Origin of the sequence: Pseudomonas sp. BS-2016, from assembly GCF_001806145.1 — a bacterium.
GTDB classification, from domain to species: domain Bacteria; phylum Pseudomonadota; class Gammaproteobacteria; order Pseudomonadales; family Pseudomonadaceae; genus Aquipseudomonas; species Aquipseudomonas lundensis.
On the sequence record NZ_MLCT01000021.1, the window covers coordinates 20,252 to 37,383 of the forward strand.

Sequence of the window (17,132 nt, forward strand, 5' to 3'; positions counted from 1 at the left end):
GCCGCGTGCTTCAGGGAGAAAGGCAATGAAACGATTACTGCTGTTACTGGCGCTGGCCCTCAGCATCACCAGTTGTACCGGTGTGGATGTCGCCCGGTACGCGGATCAGCAACCGGCGTTGAATCTGGAGCAGTTTTTCAGCCAGCCCGTCAAAGCCTGGGGGATGTTTCAAAAGCGCAGCGGTGAGGTGGTCAAGCGTTTCGAGGTCAATATCGTCAGCCGTCGCGAGGGCAACAACCTGATTCTCGACGAGCGCTTCCTCTACAGCGACGGCACCCGCCAACGCCGCGTCTGGACCCTCACGCCCGAGGGCCAGGGACGCTGGAGCGGCCGCGCCGAGGATGTGGTGGGTATCGCCAACGGCCAAATCGCCGGAAACACGTTGCACTGGCGGTACCGCCTGAACCTGCCGGTCGATGATTCGACCTACGAAATGAGCATGGACGACTGGATGTACTTGATGGACGAAGACACGTTAATCAACCGCACCAGTATGTCCAAGTTCGGGGTTGAGGTGGGTCAGGTGACGATATTCTTCCGCCGTCAGGGCGCCGGGGTGAGCCAATGAACCACGTCGTGACCATGACCTCCCTCGACGACGGCTATCGCGCGCTGGTGATCGGCGCCAGCGGCGCCCTCGGCACGGCGTTTTGCGAACACCTGAGGCAAGATCCGCGCTGCGCCGGGGTTCGTGCGATAGGGCGCCATACCGTGCCCGAGCTGGACCTTGAACGTCCCGAAACGATTGCCAGCGCCGCCACCGAACTGGCAGCCGAAGCGCCGTATCACCTGATCGTACACGCGGCCGGCCTGCTCCATCGCGAGGGGATCAAACCGGAAAAAAGCATCAGCGCCCTCGAACCCGAGGCGCTGCAGGCTGTGTTTCAAGTCAACACGCTGGGGCCGGCCATCGTGTTGCGCGACTTTCTACCACTGCTCGCACCGCGCGGCGCGATGGCGATGCTCTCAGCAAAAGTCGGGAGCATTGGCGACAACCGTTTGGGCGGCTGGTACGCCTACCGTGCTTCCAAGGCCGCGCTGAACATGCTGATCAAGACTGCCTCCATCGAACTGGCGCGCACTCGTCCGCACAGCCGCTTGCTCAGCCTGCACCCGGGCACGGTCATCTCGGGGCTGTCGCATCCTTTCCGCGTCGCCGACACCGCCCGTCCCGCAGACGTTGCCGCGGCCCGATTACTGACCTTGATTGACCAGTTGACTCCGGCCGACAGCGGCCATTTCTTTGCTTACGATGGACAACGCCTGCCCTGGTAGGCAAGGAGTGAAGCATGAACCTGCACACCCTCACCCAACATGCGGCCAACAGCGAAATACGCGAGCTGGAGCTGCTGTCACTCGAAGGTGGTGTTTATCTGGCACGAATCCGCCTGGATCACGGCCAGTTCACCTTGCTTGACGAGGCGGCCCAGCCGATGCACCTGCGCTCAATCCCCCACCTGCGGCAGGTGCTGCACACCGTGCCGGCATTTCCGTGCGTGCTGGTGCAGCACTGCGTGCACGACGAAATGTGCGGCCGCGATACTGGGCCTGTCGGGGAACTGCGCATTCCGTTTTCGCTCTCCACACCGTTGTGAACACGAAGTCGACGCGCGTGAGCGGATGAGCGTTTTTCGCTGGTTTGGGCGCCCCCTTGCCCTTGGACCTCAGAGGTGACCGTCGCGTCAAACCCCGGTTGATAAAGACCGTGTACCCATACCGAAAAATGGCTTGCCGCACGGTCAGCCATTTTTTTTGCCTGGGGCAAATCCCCCGTCTCAATCGTCCGCCACGGCCTTTTAAGAATCGTCTGATTAAAGCCCGGTCCTGCCCCCGATAACCTGCACTGGCTGAATCTGCTCCTGACCGACTCCACGAAGAATGGGTTGGGCTCGAGCCTCATCTCCAGTTATCAGGATTATTACTATGAAGCGTACTGCTCTGCTCATCGCGATGACGGCATTCCCGGCGATCTCGTTCGCCGCCAGCCAAAACACCATCACTTTCAAAGGCCAGGTGTCTGACCAGACGTGCCAGGTGTCGGTCAACGGTAACGCTGGCAGCCCGATCGTGGTGTTGCCCACCGTGGCATCCAGTGATCTGGACACCGCAGGCAAGTTCGCCGGTGAAACGCCTTTCACCATCGCCGTGACGGGTTGCACCGCCCCCACCACGGGCGACCTGAACATTCGCACCACGTTCCTGGGTGCCAACGTCAACACAGGCGGCAACCTGGGCAACACCGGAACGGCGCAAAACGTTGCAATCCAGTTGCTGGATGCCAGCGGTGGCACGCCGATCACCCTGAGCGGCATGACGTCGGTTGAAGGCCTGGTGCTGAAAAAAGACGAAACCGCCACCAGCCACGACTTCGCTGCGCGTTACATCAGCACCGGCGCTGCCACGGCCGGTACCGTTTCAGCGTCGGCTCAATACGCCCTCGACTACCTGTAAGCGTAACCCCCTGACCTGCCGTCTTCGCGCCTTGCGAAGCGGCGGGTCCGCACCTCGCTTGTCCTTTTCTGTTTTCCCAGCCTTTCGGAAGGAGTTGGCCATGACCTGCCTGAAACGCTTAGCCCTGTCCGTCGGTTTGCTGATCGGCGTAACGCTTGCCCAGAGCGCGATGGCCAGTGTGGTCATGAGCGGCACGCGGGTGATCTACCCCGCCGCCATTCGCGAAAAAGCCCTGCAACTCACCAGCCATGACGCGTACCCCAATCTGGTGCAGATCTGGGTGGATAAGGGCGACCCGGCGTCGACCCCACAAACCGCTGACGCCCCTTTTATCGCCAGCCCGCAGATTTTCCGGATGAACCCCAAGGCCGGGCAAATCGTGCGTCTGGTGTACACCGGCAAGGACCTGCCGCAAGACCGTGAGTCGGTGTTCTACATCAACTTCATGCAAATGCCCGCGCTCAAGGCTCACGACATGGAAGCCAACAAGCTGATGCTCACCGTGAGCAGCCGGATGAAGATCTTTTATCGCCCGCAAAGCATTCGCGGCAACCCCGAAGACATCGCCAGATCGATGACCTTCACCCTGCAAGGCAGCGGCTCGAACCAGCACCTGAGCGCTGAAAACAACAGCGGTTATCACGCGGTTATCCGCCAGGCCAACCTGCTGGTGGGCGGCAAGCCGGTCAACGTGGCCAAGGCCGTGATGGTCCCGCCCTTCTCCAAGGTGCAATGGCCGGTCAAAGGGGCCAGCGCCGGCAATCAACTGCGCCTGACGCTGGTGAACGATTACGGCGCCGACGTCACCACCGACCAGCCTGTTCAGTAACCTCGGGAACTACACATGTCCGTGGCTCAATACATCCCCTGCCGGATCCGCACCCGCGCCCCGCATAGCCGCTGGTTGTGGGCCATGTTGCTGGCGTCGTCGTCGATCCTGTGTGGCGCATTGACGGCGGGCACGGCACAGGCTCAAACCGATTCAGCCAGCACCAGCGACGACTACCAGTTCGACGACAACATGATGTTTGGCGGCGGCTCCCTGTCGCGCTTTAACACCATCAACGCCATTGATCCCGGCCACTACACGGTCGACCTGTACCTCAATGACCGTTTTGTCGAGCGCGTGCCGGTGCAGTTTGTCGCCGTGGCGCAGGGCGATGTGCAACCTTGCCTGCCACGGGCGCTGCTGGAAGGCGCGGGCGTGCTGGCCACGGCGATCACCGACACCCCCGGCAGCCAATGCCCGTTGCTCGGGGACACGGTCAAAGGCGCCAGCAGCCATTTCGATTTCGCTCAGTTGCGCCTCGACATCAGCATGCCGCAAAGCCTGATGCTGCAGGTGCCGCGCGGCTATGTGTCACCGCAGAACCTGGACGCGGGCAACACCATCGGGTTCATCAACTACAGCGCCAACCAGTACCACGTCAGCCGCAGCGCCAGTCATGCCCAGGACTCGGACTCCAGCTATGTGGCGCTCAACAGTGGCCTGAACCTGGGCATGTGGCGCCTGCGCCAGCAAGCGTCCCTGCGCTATGACTCGAAAAACGGCAGCGACTGGAACGCTACCCGCACGTATGTGCAACGTGCTCTGCCCAGCCTGCGCAGTGAACTGACGGCGGGCGAAGGTTACACCTCGGGGCGTTTCTTCTCCGGGCTGGGGTTTCGTGGGGTACAACTCACCTCCGACGAGCGCATGTTGCCCGAATCGGTACGCGGCTATGCGCCGACGGTGCGCGGCATTGCCAAGACCAACGCCAAGGTCACTGTGCGCCAGAATGGCAATGACATTTACGAAGCTACCGTCGCGCCGGGGCCGTTTGAAATCAGCGACCTGTACGCCACCAATTACAACGGCGACCTTGACGTCACGGTGCAGGAAGCCGACGGCAGCATCAGCCGCTTCAGCGTGCCGTTCTCGGCAGTGCCGGAATCCCTGCGCCCGGGCACCTCGCGCTACAGCGCGGCCGTGGGCAAGACCAGCGACGTGGGCGATAACGACCTGTTCAGCGAATTCACCTATCAACGCGGCCTGACCAACACCCTCACGGCCAACACCGGCTTGCGGGTCGCGGACGGCTACCAGGCGCTGGTGTTCGGTGGCGTCTATGCCAACTGGCTGGGGGCGTTCGGTCTTGATGCCACCTACTCGCGCGCCGACATGCCGCAAGAAGGGCTGGTCGATGGCTGGATGGCACGCCTGTCGTACAGCCGCACCTTCGCACCGACCAACACCACGCTGTCGATTGCCGGTTACCGCTACTCAACCGCCGGGTATCGCGACCTGGGCGACGTGCTCGGTGTGCGCGAATCCCTGAACAAAGGTGAGACCTGGGACTCGGCCAGCTACCTGCAACGCTCGCGCTTCGAAGTATCCGTGAACCAGAGCCTGGAATCCTACGGTTCGATTTATGTGTCGGGCTCGACTCAGGATTACCGCAACGGCCGCGAGCGCGACACGCAACTGCAATTGGGTTATGCCAACACCCTGCAAAACTCGGTGAGCTTCAACTTGTCGGTCTCGCGCCAGTCCACCGGCAGTGTCGAGAACACCCGTAACGGCGGCTATGACGGCCACAACGCGGGCAATAACGTCAACGGCGGCCGCTGGAACCCGGCCTCCCCCGGCACGACTGAAACAGTCACGTTGCTCTCGGTCTCGTTCCCGCTGGGCAGCCCGTCGAAAAGCAACACACCGACGTTGAGCAGTTCCGTCAGCCACAGCTCGACGTACGGCAACGTGTACCAGACCTCAATGTCCGGCACCGCCGGGGCCGAGCAGACCCTGAGCTACGGCGTGGATGTGTCCCGCGACGCCGAACAAAAACAGAACACCTGGAGCGGCAACCTGCAAAAACGCCTGCCCAAGACCAGCCTCGCCCTCAGCGCGTCCAAGGGTGAAGACTACTGGCAGGCGTCCGGCAGCGCCCGCGGCGCGGTGGCACTGCACAGCGGCGGCGTGACCTTCGGCCCTTATCTGGGCGATACCTTTGCGCTGATTGAAGCCAAAGGCGCCAGCGGTGCAAAAGTCATGAACAGCCAAGGCACGACCATTGATGATTCGGGTTATGCCCTGGTGCCAGCCCTCACGCCTTACCGCTACAACACCGTGGCCATCACCCCGGAAGGCATGAACCAGAAAACCGAACTCGACGATGGCCAGCGCCGGGTGGCGCCGTACGCCGGTGCCGCGGTCAAGATCACGTTCAAGACCCGCAGCGGTAACGCCCTGCTGGTCAAGGCCCTGCTGCCCGACAACCAGGCCGTACCGATGGGCGCGGATGTACTTGATGAAACCGGCAGCGTAATCGGCATGGTGGGTCAGGGCAGCCAGGCCTACTTGCGCAGCGAGAAGCCAGCAGGCGCCTTGACCTTGCGCTGGGGCGATCGCCCTGAAGAGCAATGCGCCCTGCACTACGACGTCTCCGGACGCGATCTGGACCAGCCCTTGCTGCGTGTGACCAGCGACTGCCGCCCAGTGGATTCATCGCGTTAATTCACCCCCGAAAATCGAGGCTTTCTTATGTTCACCTTACGCCCACGATTGAATCAGTTACTGCTGCTGGCGCTGACACTCGGCTTGCTTCCCACGGCTGAGGCCACGTGCCGACGGGTCTACAACGGCATCACCGTGCTGGACCCTTACTCGGCGCAAATCAACTTTGGCCGGGTCAACCTCACCAGCACCTACCTGCAACCGGTGGGGACGCCGCTGGGCACGACGATTGTGGACAGCGCCACCGCCACGGGCCTCAACAGCGAGACGGTGCTGTGGGAATGCGACCTGGCGGACAAGGACGAGCTGTATGAAGTGTTTGCCACCAACGGCGATGACCGGGTCGGTGGCTACTGGGAAATCGGCAACGGCGCCGGTACCGCGACCAATGACGGGTTGCCCGGCTACTACGCCACCTACTTCCCCTATGTCGGGCTCAAGCTGACGCACCTCAACTCCGGCAAAGTGTTCACCCGCTACTGGCAGCAAAGCAAAATCACCCAATACGACGTGGTCGGCACCAAGCTGCAAATCAAACCCAAGCACCTGAGCATGGTGCAAGCGGATCTGGCCCGCGTCTCCAGCCTGCCGCCCACATCCGGCAGCGGCAGTAACTATTGCGGCGGCATGGCGGCTGCCAGTGGCAGCGGCACCTACAGCTACACCTGCACCCAGCCCAATGGTTATGTGCAATTTCAGGGGCCAGGCTATAAGTCCGACACCGTGGGCACCGACTCCAATACCCATTATTCCTTCTGGGGCCAGTACAACGGCATCGGCTTTGGCATGCGCAGCGCGGCCTCCATCAGCTACACCGCCACCTGCGTCGCGCGCAATGTCACGCCGCTGGTGGTGTTCCCGCCGGTCACGGCCCAGGAACTGAACGACAACATGACCCGCGAAAGCGATTTCAGCATCGAGATTGAATGCAGCGATCAGGCGGTGTCGGGAGTCAACACCAATCAGACCGCGCTGGGCGTGCAAGTCTCTTCAGCTGCGTATGCCAAGGCCGTGGAGCTGGGGTTGCTGACCGGGACACAAGGGGTGACGCATCTGGTTTCCAACGGCTACGGCACCGACCCCACCATCGCCACCGGGGTAGGCATTGCCCTGAACAAGGACGGCAAAGCGATGAATTTTCTGGGCACCGGGATCGCCGGGGGCGGAAATGCCAGCGGCTGGTACCCGGTCAAGGACGGAGCCAGCGCCAACGGCAGCGCAGCCTCGGGTTACACCACGTACACACAGACACTGACCGCGGTACTCAAAACCCTGCCGGGCCGCAAAGCCACACCGGGCAAGGTGAATGCCACCGCCTATGTTCTCGTTAAGGTGCAGTAATCATGACTCAAAAAATAACCCTCATCCTCACGCGCCTGATGCTGATCGGCCTGCTGTTTGTGTTCATTCTCCCGGCGCAGGCGGGCGTCATGGCGTCCCGCACGCGGGTGATTTACGAACAAGGGCAAACCGAACGTTCGCTGATGCTGGCCAACATCAACCCCTATCCGGTGGTGGTGCAAACCTGGGTCAATGATGGCGAAGATCAGCAACCCCCCGAGAAAAGCACGTCTCCGATGATTGCCTTGCCCTCGGTCTTTCGCATGCAGCCAGGGGCGGTTCAGGGGTTGCGCATTCTTTATAACGGCGATGCGTTGCCCAAGGACCGCGAATCGGTGTTTTGGCTCAACCTCTATGAAATCGCCCCGAAATCCGGTGCCACGCCCGCCCCTGAAGCGGCTGTAGCGCTGGCCATGAACACCCAGATGAAGATTTTTTATCGCCCGAAAAACTTGCCCTCCACCCCGGATGAAATGCCCGCCAAGCTGACCTTCACGCTGGAGCAGCAGGGCGAACACTGGGTGCTGGTGCTGCGCAATCCGACCCCGTATCACGCGTCGATGGCGTCACTGCGCCTGGTCGACCGCCACCAAGAAATGGCGGTGCCGCAAACCCTCGACATGATGGCGCCGCCCTTTGGTGAAAAGCGTTACCCCATGGCCTCCGGCAGCCAGATTAACCCTCAAGGGCTCAACGTCAGTTTTACCTGGGTCGATGACGGCGGCCACTTCCACACCGGCACCGCCCCGGTGCTCCACCCCTGAAACCGCCACGGTTCAAATCAGATTCATACTGATGCAGAAGGTCAGCAAGGCGTGGTCGTTTTCCACATCCAGCTTGCGCATGGCGGAGACCTTCTGCGAACTCACGGTCTTCACGCTGCGGTTAAGCGAGTGAGCGATATCACGCACATTCATGCCCGAGGCAAACCGGCGCAGCACCTCAAACTCCTTGACTGACAGACTGGCAATCCGCGCCTGCACCGCATCTGAGCGCTCGACCACGCTGGCCGCCCCCTGACCGGCTTTGCTGTGCCATTTATCGCCTTTGGCCAACGCACCGAGCGCCAGCGGGATCTGGTTCAAGTCGCCGTTTTTCAAAATAATCCCGCCCACCCCCAAGTCATAGAGTCGCGACAGGATCAGGTTGTTGGTGAGCATGGTCAGCACCAGAATCTTGACCTCGGGAAAGTGCCGGATCAGGTATTCGATGAGCTTGACCCCGTCACCGTAGGTTTCATCCCCCGGCATGCTGTAGTCGGTGACCACAATGTCGGGCCGCAAGCGCTGCAACTGCTCGATCAGCTCTGTGGAGGTCTGAGCCTGGCCCACGATCTCATAACGCTCGTCGCGCTCGATCAGCTCGCTAACGCCCATCAGCACAATCGGATGGTCATCTGCTAATACGACTTTTATTTTTGGCACAGGTACATCCTGTCAAAAGAGCCATCACACGGTGAACGGCTCAATCGGTGGCGTGGGAAAACGAAAATATCAGACAGCGGCGACGGCGCGCTTGATACGCGCCAACAAGACCTCGATCTGATTGTGCAAAGACTCATCCAGTACATGACCTTCGAGGCGGCGCTCAAGTTCGCCGCAACCTTCGGCCAGCGCATGGGCCTGAACCACGGCCAGCGCACCACGGATGCAATGCAGCCGCGCTTTGAGTGCGTCACTGTCACGCTCCGTCAACGCTTGCTGCGCGGTGGTGATGTCCGCGCCCATGGTGTTGATAAACAAGTCACGCATGCGCGCACTGACCACAATCGGGGCGTCGACGGGCGCGTGATCATGACCCATTGCAACGGTTTTGGCCTCCGGCAACGCGTCTGGCGTGCCGATGTCGCACGCGCGGTTCAGCTCGGTCCATAACGTTTGCAAGGTCATGGGTTTGACCATCCGTGCGTTCATGCCGACGGCGATACACCGCTCGCCTTCCTCGCGCATGGCGTTGGCAGTCACCCCGATGATGGGGATGTGGGCATCCTGCTGGCGAATGGCACCGGCCAGTTCGTAACCGTTCATGATCGGCATGTTGACGTCAGTCAGCACCACGTCGAAGGCGTCCGGTGACCACAGGCTGAGCGCTTCCTGCCCGTGGGACGCCAGCACCACGCGACAGCCCAGCTCTTCAAGTTGCTCTTTGAGGATGGTCTGGTTGATCGGGTTGTCTTCGGCCACCAGCACGCGCAGCGCCAGCTTCTCGCGGATCAAAGGCACCCGCCCGGTGTCGGCAGCGACCCGCCCGAGTTGGGCCAGCATCACCGCCCGTGCCAGCCCACGGATCATGTGCACACCCACTTGCCAGCCCTGGGGCGTGTGCTCGGGCTGCCCGGCACCCGGCACGCCAATCACGCGCGGGCCGTCCCATTCCAGCGACCCATGACGGCCGGGCAGCAAATCCACTAACACCGCGCCCGGCGACAGGTTGATCGGCCCGGCAGACGCCACCAAGGCCTGTGCGCCCCAGCGGTTCAACCAGCCGCAGGTGGTTTCGGCCAGCTCGGTGACCGGTGCGCGCACGTACACCGGCGTCGGACGCAACTGCAAGTCACTGACGGCCGGTAATGTTCCCTCCAGAATCGGCATGCTCAGCAGCAAACTGAAACTACTGCCCAGGCCCGGCTCACTGACCACGCGCAGTTGCCCGCCCATCAACTCGGACAGGCGCATGCAGATCGACAGTCCAAGCCCTGTGCCGCCTGCCGAGTGGCCGTTGAACACTTGATAAAACGGTTCGAACAAGCGCTGCTGCTGGGCTTCGGAAATCCCCACGCCGGTGTCGGTGACTTGCCATTGCAAGGTCACGTGCTGGGTGTCGCGCTGCACCACTTTGAGGCGCAGCACCACGCGGCCATAGTCCGTGAACTTGATCGCGTTGTTGAGCAGGTTATTAAGGATCTGGCGGATGCGCGACTGGTCGCCATCCAACTGATCGGGCACCTGGGGGTCAATGCAGGCATAGATTTGCAGCCCCTTGCCTTCGGCCGCTGCAGCGTAGGCATCCACCACGTCCTCGACCATGTCGAGCGGGCAGAACCGCCCCGGCTCCAGCGCCATTTGCCCCGCCTCAATCTTCGACACATCCAGGATGTCGCTGATCAACTGCAACAAGGTGGAGGACGAACGCGAAATGGTGTTCAGGTACACCTGCTGGCGCTTGTCCAGTGGTGTCAGTTCCAGCAATTCGAGGGTGCCCAGTACGCCATACAGCGGCGTGCGGATTTCGTGGCTCATGGTAGCCAGAAAGGTAGTCTTGGCCTGGCTGGCCTCTTCGGCCTGTTGCCGGGCGCGGGTCAACGCGGCGGCATCGTCCTTGTGCCCGGTCACATCGCTGAAAGCGCACACAATCACGTCCTGCCCCTGGTAGCGCGTGCTGCTAAAGCTGACGTGCAAGTAGCGCCCGCCCACCTCAACGCACGCTTCCCCCATATCGGCTTGCTGCTCGCGGATCAAGCGTGAGATGTACTGAGAGTTGCCCAGCCATGCTTGCGCCCGTTTGTTGGCCAGCAACATCCGGTTATCGGACTGACGCACTACGCACAAACCGGTGGGCGCGGTGTCGATCACCGCGCGGCTGAAGATTTCGCTTTCAATCACCCGCCGATGCGCCTGCTCGGCCGGGCGCACCACGCGTAACCGATACCAGCGGTTCACCAGCCAGCCCACGTAAACGCAGAGCAAGGCAACGCCGAAAATGCTCAACAACTGCCATTTTGCGTAATGAAAAAAACTGTCATAGCTGATCCGGTACACCGCCGTCCAACGCTCGTCACCGTCGCTGGCGACTTTCATTTCCAGCCCGCTGGAGGTGAAGCGCATGCCGTCGGGCCGCGTGTTGTTTTCATCACGACGCCCCAGCAACACCTCGCCCGAGGGTGCAATCAGGGTCAAATCATCAAACGCCGGGGTGTCCACACTGGTGGGGGTTTCCGACAGGCGCCGCACATTGATCAACGCGGCCAGCAGCACTTCGCGATCATCACCTTCAACCCGCAGAAACCGGGTCGGCAAATTGATTTTTATAAACCCGAACACCTTGGCGTTGCCTTCACTGACATTGCCCGTATTGGCCCAATACACCTGCCCTTCTTGCAGCGCGGATTGGCGCTCCTTGAACAGTTGCAACAGGCCTTTGCTGGTTTCCAGATACGACTCAAGGCTCAGGATCGCCGCATGCCCGCGACGGGCGCCGATGGCGGGCACGGCAAGGGTGAATTCATGCCCGGACGGCAACAGAAACAATTGTGGTGAAGTGACCACCGAGCCTGACCAAAACTCGCTATAGAAGTTGGCCAAGTGCATGCCCAGTGAAAAGGCCGTTTGGCTAACCGTCTCGCTCGCGTCGCTTTGTGCCAGGTTGAAGGGGGTCGAAAACGAAAACTCTTTGCCTTCGTAAATGTTCACCCCGGCCCCATGAAACACCAACGTGCTTTGCAGCGGGGTGATGTTCTTGGTCAGTACATCCTGGGCGTCATTCACCGCACTGTTGACGTTGCTTAAAAACAGACGGTTTTCATTCAGGCTCTCGACCAGCCGTGAAAAATGGTAATCGACCTTGTTCACTTCCACGTCCAGCAAACGCTGCAACGCCCACGCACAGGTGCCGACCAGCACGACCGCCACCCCGACCAAAATCAGGACGCCACGGTTCAAGCGCATGGAGCTCAATGCGAGTTTGCCCAGTGAGGTGCTGTCGGTGGTCATGGTACGTCCTGTAATTTACGTGAGGGTCTGACCGGCGCTGGCTCGAAGCTTAGTCGAGCGCAAGCCGGCCGATGCGTGCGGTCTTCACCTTTTAGAAACAACGGGATGCCGAGGGTGAGGTCAGTGCAGTCGCGGCGGTGCGTCTTCGTGCAGCAGGTGGCCGAAGTGGCCCGATGATACGGCACGCGAGATGAGAAAACCCTGCACCCGGTCACAGTTGAGCTTGCGTAACAAGGCCAGCTCTTCCTGACTTTCAACCCCTTCGGCCACCACTTCGAGCCCCAATTGCCGCCCCAGCGCAACGATACTGGCCAGCGCCGACGCTAGGTTCTCGTTTTCCACACACCCGTGTACCAGCGCCCGGTCGATTTTCAACTCGGTGAACGGCGTGGACACCAAGTTGAAGTACGAGCTGAATCCCTGGCCAAAGTCGTCCTGTGCCAGCCCGAACCCTTTCATGCGCAACCGGCAGGCGCCCGCGTAATACTTGCTGATGTCCTGCGTGGTCGAGCACTCCATCAGCTCAAAAGCGAGTTTCGCCGGGATCCCGCCTTGCGCGCGCACGTAATCATGAAGCGCATCCGCCAGGTCATCGTCGTCGAGCAAATGGGTGGGCAAATTGATCGACACCGGGATGTCGTACCCCTGACTGGTCCAGCTCGCCTGGGCAGCAATCGTTTGCTTGATGAACAGCAGCAACAGCTCTTTTTCCAGGCCCAGGCTCACCAGCGAGGGCAGGAAATCAGCCGGCATCAGCAACCCCAGTTCAGGATGGACCCAACGCGCCAGCGCCTCGGCGGCCACGATATGCCCGTCGTGCAGGGATTTTTTCGGCTGGAACCACGCCTGTAACGCCCCGCTGCGCATGGCCTCACGCAGGGTTTCGCGCTCCAGCACCAGTGGCTCGCGGGCGACGGGTTGATCGGTGGTGATCAATTTATCCAGCGTGGTCATCAACGTACGCACCGCCAGCGGCACGACCGGCTTGGACAACTGCCCCACCACGCTCAACCCCATGCTTTGCGCCACCAGACTGGCGCTGACAATCATCCGCCGCGAAGCCGCGCTCATGATCGCCAGGGCAGGTTTGTGTGGCAAAGACGCCAGCCGCTGAATCAATTGCACGCCGTCCATGCCCGGCATCAGCAAGTCGGTGAGCACCAGATCAAACGGTTGTTTTTGCAGCCACTCAAACGCTTCATTGCCGTCGCGGGCGGCTTCGACACGAATGTTGCCCAGGTCGCGGAACAAGTTGAGCAAGTATTCATGCTGGAAAGGATGGTCCTCCACAATCAGAACGCTATACGGCATGAGACTTTCTCCCGGTTTGCTCAAGGCAGGTAAATAGGGCACTGAGGCCAAAGGGTTTGACCAGGCATTCATTCATGCCCACCGCCAGGCAGCGCTCGCGCTCTTCGTGCTGAGCGTTGGCGGTCGCGCCGATGATCGGCACGCTGCTATCGCGTTGGCGCAATTGCGTGGCCAGTTCATAGCCGTTCATGCGGGGCATGTTGACGTCGGTCAGCACCCGGTCAAAGGTCGACTGTTGCCACAGCGCCAGCGCCTCCAGCCCGTCCGAGGCCAGATCCACCGTGCAGCCCAGCTCTTCAAGCTGATCCTTGAGAATCAACTGGCTGATGGCGTTGTCTTCGACCACCAGTACATGCAGGCCCAGCGGTTTGTAGACACGGGTGCCCGGCCCGACAGGCCGCGCATAGGGGCTCAACCCCTGAGCCTGGCTGACCGCGCGACGCAGGTCTTGCAAGTAGCTCAAGTTGACGTGCCATTGCGGTGTTTCTTGCTCGGGCGGGGCAAAGCAGACATTGCCGCAGGCCACGATCACCGGCCCCGGCCAGTCGGGCGCAAGGTGCTGCTGGTATTCGCCGGGGTGCAGTTCAACCAGCACGGCGCTGCTGTCGCTGATGTCCATGCCCGCCCGCAACACTTGCGCCCTCGCGCCCCAGCGGCGCAACCAGCCACAGATGTTCTCGGCCATTTCCTGCATCGACGACACCACAAACACCGTTTCTGGCAACAACTCGACCAGTGCACTCACGGGCGTCGCGTTGCTCTGCTCAAGCGGCAAGGTCAAGGTAAAGCTGCTGCCGAGCCCCGGCTCGCTGACCACCCGCATGCTGCCGCTCATCAGGTACGTCAAGCGCTGACAAATCGACAGGCCCAGCCCGGTGCCGGTAATCACATTGGCGCGGTTGCCGGTCTGGTAAAACGGGTCGAACAGGAACGGCTGGTCTTGCTGCGCGATCCCCTGCCCGGTGTCCGTGACTTGCCACAGCACGGTGACGCGCTCGTCGATCCGGCTTTGCACGTTGACCCGCACCACGATCTGCCCGCTTTCGGTGAATTTGACCGCGTTGCTCAACAGGTTGTTGAGGATCTGCCGGATCCGCGGGCCATCTCCGATCAGTTGATCGGGCAAGTGCGGGTCGATGTGTGCGTACAACTGTAACCCCTTGCTTTGCGCAGCGGCCGAATAGCCGTTGACCACCTCTTGAATCAGGTCCAGCGGTGCGAATTCATTGACTTCCAGCGCCAATTGCCCGGCCTCGATTTTCGACACGTCGAGCACGTCGCAAATCAACTGCAACAAGGTCGACGACGAATTCTGAATGGCGTGCAGGTATTCCTGTTGCCGCGGGTTGAGCTGGGTGCGGCCCAACAATTCCAGGGTGCCCAGCGCGCCATATAAAGGTGTGCGGATTTCATGGCTCATGGTGGCGAGGAACAGGGTTTTGGCTTCATTGGCCTTGTCGGCCTCTCGCTTGGCCTGCTCCAGCGCCAGTTCGACTTCCTTGTGCGCACTGATATCGCTGAATGCACACAGCAACACGTCTTCACCCTTGTAACGGGTGGCGACAAAACTGATGTGCAGATGACGCCCCGCCACCGAAAATTCATCGATGCGATGAATACCGTCGTTGTTGTACGCGTGATCGATCCATTCATGGCACAGCTCATCGCGTTCACGGCCGCGCCCCAGCCAATGCTGGGCGAGGGTGTTTTCCAGCACCACGGCACCGTTGGCGCGACGCAGCACACACAACGCGACAGGGGCGGTCTGGATCACCGCGCGGCTGAACGCCTCGCTTTCGATCAGGGCCTGTTTGCGGTAAATCGCCGGGGTGATTAACTGCCGCTCAATGCGCCGCACCAGCAAGCCCATCCCGAGCGCACTGCCAAACCCCAGCAGCAGGGCAATCAACAACGGCTCGCGCATGGCCAGCAGCAAGTGGCTGAACTCCATCGAGTACACCACGTGCAGGTCGGCATACCCCAATTGGTTGCGCATGATCAGGTAATCGGGCAACAGCCCGTCGCCGGTAAAACCAAAATGCCGATCACCGGGAAACCGTTGCAGGGCCTGTCGCAGGCCAGGGTTCAAGGCACTGGCGAAGATTTCTTCCCCCCGTGCATTGAGCACGACAAAGTCACCCGCGTGCTTGCGGTCCATGGCCGCGGAAATATCCGCGCCTTCGATCTCCAGTCCGAGCCAGCCTGACGCCGGGTCACGCTTGTCGAGCAAGGTAAACAGGTACAGCGCCGAGCTTTCTGTCATAACCAGATTCGGCGTGGCGTTAAACCAATGCTCACCGGTGACCGTCGCCTGCGAGTGCTCAAGCGCCTTGAGCTGACGCAATACGTCTTGGTTCACTGCCACGGGGTTGAGTGCCGCCTGCGTCAGGCGCTCGGCCTGCAAAGCGTTGCCCGCCTTGACGTACAGCAGGTTTATTTTTTGGCTGCGCAGGTAATCCAGTTCGCGGGACGTTTGCCACAGGCTCCACGAATGGGCGCCCTGCCCCAACACCAGCTGGAACTCGTCGCTGTCTGCTTGCGCTTCAGGGGGGGCGGGTCTGGTGTTGCGCACCGCCGACAAGCTCAAGTTCTTGAGGAGAATTTCATGGCCGGTAAAAAAGCGCTGGGCTTCGAGAATGGCGCCGCTCATGTAGCCGCGACGCTTGGATATCTCCCGGTCAAAGCTGGAATTCACATAGACATAGAGCCCGCCGAACAACGAAAGCAGCAACGCCACGAAAAAAGAACGCAGCAACGTACGCGCTGCGATTGAGGTCGAGAACGAGGCATCTAACGGACGGAAAAACTGTTTGAGCTTCATGCTGCCAGCCTAGGGAGCCAGCAGCATGTGAAACATCAGACAAACCTTAAAAAAACGGTTCAGCCAAGGCAGGGGGAGAACACCAAAACGGGTTAGCCCGCGCACACCGCTGCGAGGTCCAGGCGGCCATCTTTCATCGGTGGGCACCAGTAATAGCCGCCATTGAGCGGTCGGCTGTAGCGGTACAGACCATCAATGATGCCGTCTTCCATGCCGCTCATGCGGCGCAGTTGCACTTCAAAGGCGTTGAGGGTGCGACCGAAGGCGACAAACATCAGGCCCGACTTGCCGTTTTCAGTCCACGGCATCGAGCGGCGCACGATAAAGGCCTCAGGTGTGAAGCTTTCCTGGGCAGTGCGCTTGACGTGGGCGGACGCTGGCGCGTCGTCCAGTTCCTCGTTGTCGCTCATGCGACGGCCCATGATGTTGTCTTGCTCTTCGGACGGCAGCGCCGCAAAACCGTTCAAATCATGCTGCCACTGCTGGATCGCAACAAAGCTGCCGCCGTCCAGGCCCGGGCCTGCATGGGCAACGATGGCGGCCTCAACCGCTGCATCGTCCACCGGGTTTTCCGTGCCGTCTTCGTAGCCGGTCAGGTCGCGGTCGGTGCCGTAGCGGAAGCCTTCCGTCACTTGCAGCAGGTTGAAGGCTGACGCCAGCGCCGTCTCGATTTTTTGGCTGCGATGCAGCAGCTCGCCACGGTCATCACCCAACAGCCACAACCACAGGGCGTGCTGGGTCGACGGGTTTTCAACCATGGCATTGAGTGCCGGAAAGACGCGCAAGCCTGGAACCTTAGCCCCCAACGCCATTACCAGCGGCGAGCCAAACCCCGCCACCACGCTTTTGCCGTCCACCCACTGCGACAGAACGTCGAGTGCAGCCGGCAATGCTTCTACTGACTTGAGGGCGAAAAACAGGTAACGCGCTTGCGAAGGGATAGGTTTAGCCAGAATGCTCGACTGGTAGAGACTCATAGAAACTCCTTTGGAAAGCGCAGAGT

General features: G+C 60.9%; 13 protein-coding genes. 8 read left to right on the forward strand and 5 right to left on the reverse strand.

Annotation, left to right across the window (positions count from 1 at the left end; genetic code table 11):
* The first annotated feature begins 25 nt into the window (after positions 1 to 25).
* The 8 genes from BKD70_RS12875 (at position 26) to BKD70_RS12910 (ending at position 8,052) form a co-directional block, all read left to right on the forward strand.
* A complete protein-coding gene (locus BKD70_RS12875; RefSeq protein ID WP_047273311.1) occupies positions 26 to 568 on the forward strand; it encodes a DUF3833 domain-containing protein in 543 nt (180 codons plus the stop codon).
* On the forward strand, positions 565 to 1,275 hold the full coding sequence (locus tag BKD70_RS12880; protein ID WP_047273310.1) for an SDR family NAD(P)-dependent oxidoreductase: 711 nt from the start codon (positions 565 to 567) through the stop codon (positions 1,273 to 1,275). Before BKD70_RS12875 ends, BKD70_RS12880 begins: the two co-directional genes overlap by 4 nt.
* A 14-nt stretch (positions 1,276 to 1,289) precedes the next feature.
* A complete protein-coding gene (locus BKD70_RS12885; RefSeq protein WP_047273309.1) occupies positions 1,290 to 1,595 on the forward strand; it encodes a DUF6482 family protein in 306 nt (101 codons plus the stop codon).
* A gap of 328 nt (positions 1,596 to 1,923) precedes the next feature.
* A complete protein-coding gene (locus BKD70_RS12890; protein WP_047273308.1) occupies positions 1,924 to 2,451 on the forward strand; it encodes a fimbrial protein in 528 nt (175 codons plus the stop codon).
* A 100-nt stretch (positions 2,452 to 2,551) separates the two neighbouring features.
* Entirely contained in the window at positions 2,552 to 3,280 is a 729-nt protein-coding gene (locus tag BKD70_RS12895; protein WP_047273307.1) for a molecular chaperone, read from the forward strand.
* Between the two features lie 84 nt (positions 3,281 to 3,364).
* Complete coding sequence (locus BKD70_RS12900; protein ID WP_047273457.1) at positions 3,365 to 5,947, forward strand: fimbria/pilus outer membrane usher protein; 2,583 nt, start codon at positions 3,365 to 3,367, stop codon at positions 5,945 to 5,947.
* Positions 5,948 to 5,974: 27 nt separating this feature from the next.
* Entirely contained in the window at positions 5,975 to 7,288 is a 1,314-nt protein-coding gene (locus BKD70_RS12905) for a fimbrial protein (protein ID WP_047273306.1), read from the forward strand.
* A 2-nt stretch (positions 7,289 to 7,290) separates the two neighbouring features.
* Entirely contained in the window at positions 7,291 to 8,052 is a 762-nt protein-coding gene (locus BKD70_RS12910) for a molecular chaperone (RefSeq protein WP_052892140.1), read from the forward strand.
* A gap of 12 nt (positions 8,053 to 8,064) precedes the next feature.
* Here BKD70_RS12910 and BKD70_RS12915 read toward each other — a convergent pair whose 3' ends face one another.
* The 5 genes from BKD70_RS12915 to BKD70_RS12935 form a co-directional block, all read right to left on the reverse strand.
* A complete protein-coding gene (locus BKD70_RS12915; RefSeq protein ID WP_047273305.1) occupies positions 8,065 to 8,712 on the reverse strand; it encodes a response regulator in 648 nt (215 codons plus the stop codon).
* Between the two features lie 69 nt (positions 8,713 to 8,781).
* Positions 8,782 to 11,997, reverse strand: coding sequence for a hybrid sensor histidine kinase/response regulator (locus tag BKD70_RS12920; RefSeq protein WP_047273304.1), 3,216 nt, complete (start codon positions 11,995 to 11,997; stop codon positions 8,782 to 8,784).
* A gap of 120 nt (positions 11,998 to 12,117) precedes the next feature.
* Positions 12,118 to 13,308: an EAL domain-containing protein gene (locus BKD70_RS12925; protein ID WP_047273303.1), complete on the reverse strand. Its 1,191-nt coding sequence runs from the start codon at positions 13,306 to 13,308 to the stop codon at positions 12,118 to 12,120.
* Entirely contained in the window at positions 13,298 to 16,129 is a 2,832-nt protein-coding gene (locus BKD70_RS12930) for a response regulator (RefSeq protein WP_047273302.1), read from the reverse strand. The genes BKD70_RS12925 and BKD70_RS12930 overlap by 11 nt, the downstream gene beginning before the upstream one ends.
* Positions 16,130 to 16,221: 92 nt before the next feature.
* A complete protein-coding gene (locus tag BKD70_RS12935) occupies positions 16,222 to 17,106 on the reverse strand; it encodes a Dyp-type peroxidase (protein WP_047273301.1) in 885 nt (294 codons plus the stop codon).
* Between the last annotated feature and the right edge of the window lie 26 nt (positions 17,107 to 17,132).

What these genes read in the sequence shown, in the direction of transcription:
- BKD70_RS12875 (WP_047273311.1), top strand. Translation starts at nt 26, where the DNA reads ATGAAACGATTACTGCTGTTACTGGCGCTGGCCCTCAGCATCACCAGT.
- BKD70_RS12880 (WP_047273310.1), top strand. Translation starts at nt 565, where the DNA reads ATGAACCACGTCGTGACCATGACCTCCCTCGACGACGGCTATCGCGCG.
- BKD70_RS12885 (WP_047273309.1), top strand. Translation starts at nt 1,290, where the DNA reads ATGAACCTGCACACCCTCACCCAACATGCGGCCAACAGCGAAATACGC.
- BKD70_RS12890 (WP_047273308.1), top strand. Translation starts at nt 1,924, where the DNA reads ATGAAGCGTACTGCTCTGCTCATCGCGATGACGGCATTCCCGGCGATC.
- BKD70_RS12895 (WP_047273307.1), top strand. Translation starts at nt 2,552, where the DNA reads ATGACCTGCCTGAAACGCTTAGCCCTGTCCGTCGGTTTGCTGATCGGC.
- BKD70_RS12900 (WP_047273457.1), top strand. Translation starts at nt 3,365, where the DNA reads ATGTTGCTGGCGTCGTCGTCGATCCTGTGTGGCGCATTGACGGCGGGC.
- BKD70_RS12905 (WP_047273306.1), top strand. Translation starts at nt 5,975, where the DNA reads ATGTTCACCTTACGCCCACGATTGAATCAGTTACTGCTGCTGGCGCTG.
- BKD70_RS12910 (WP_052892140.1), top strand. Translation starts at nt 7,291, where the DNA reads ATGACTCAAAAAATAACCCTCATCCTCACGCGCCTGATGCTGATCGGC.
- BKD70_RS12920 (WP_047273304.1), bottom strand. Translation starts at nt 11,997, where the DNA reads ATGACCACCGACAGCACCTCACTGGGCAAACTCGCATTGAGCTCCATG.
- BKD70_RS12925 (WP_047273303.1), bottom strand. Translation starts at nt 13,308, where the DNA reads ATGCCGTATAGCGTTCTGATTGTGGAGGACCATCCTTTCCAGCATGAA.
- BKD70_RS12930 (WP_047273302.1), bottom strand. Translation starts at nt 16,129, where the DNA reads ATGAAGCTCAAACAGTTTTTCCGTCCGTTAGATGCCTCGTTCTCGACC.
- BKD70_RS12935 (WP_047273301.1), bottom strand. Translation starts at nt 17,106, where the DNA reads ATGAGTCTCTACCAGTCGAGCATTCTGGCTAAACCTATCCCTTCGCAA.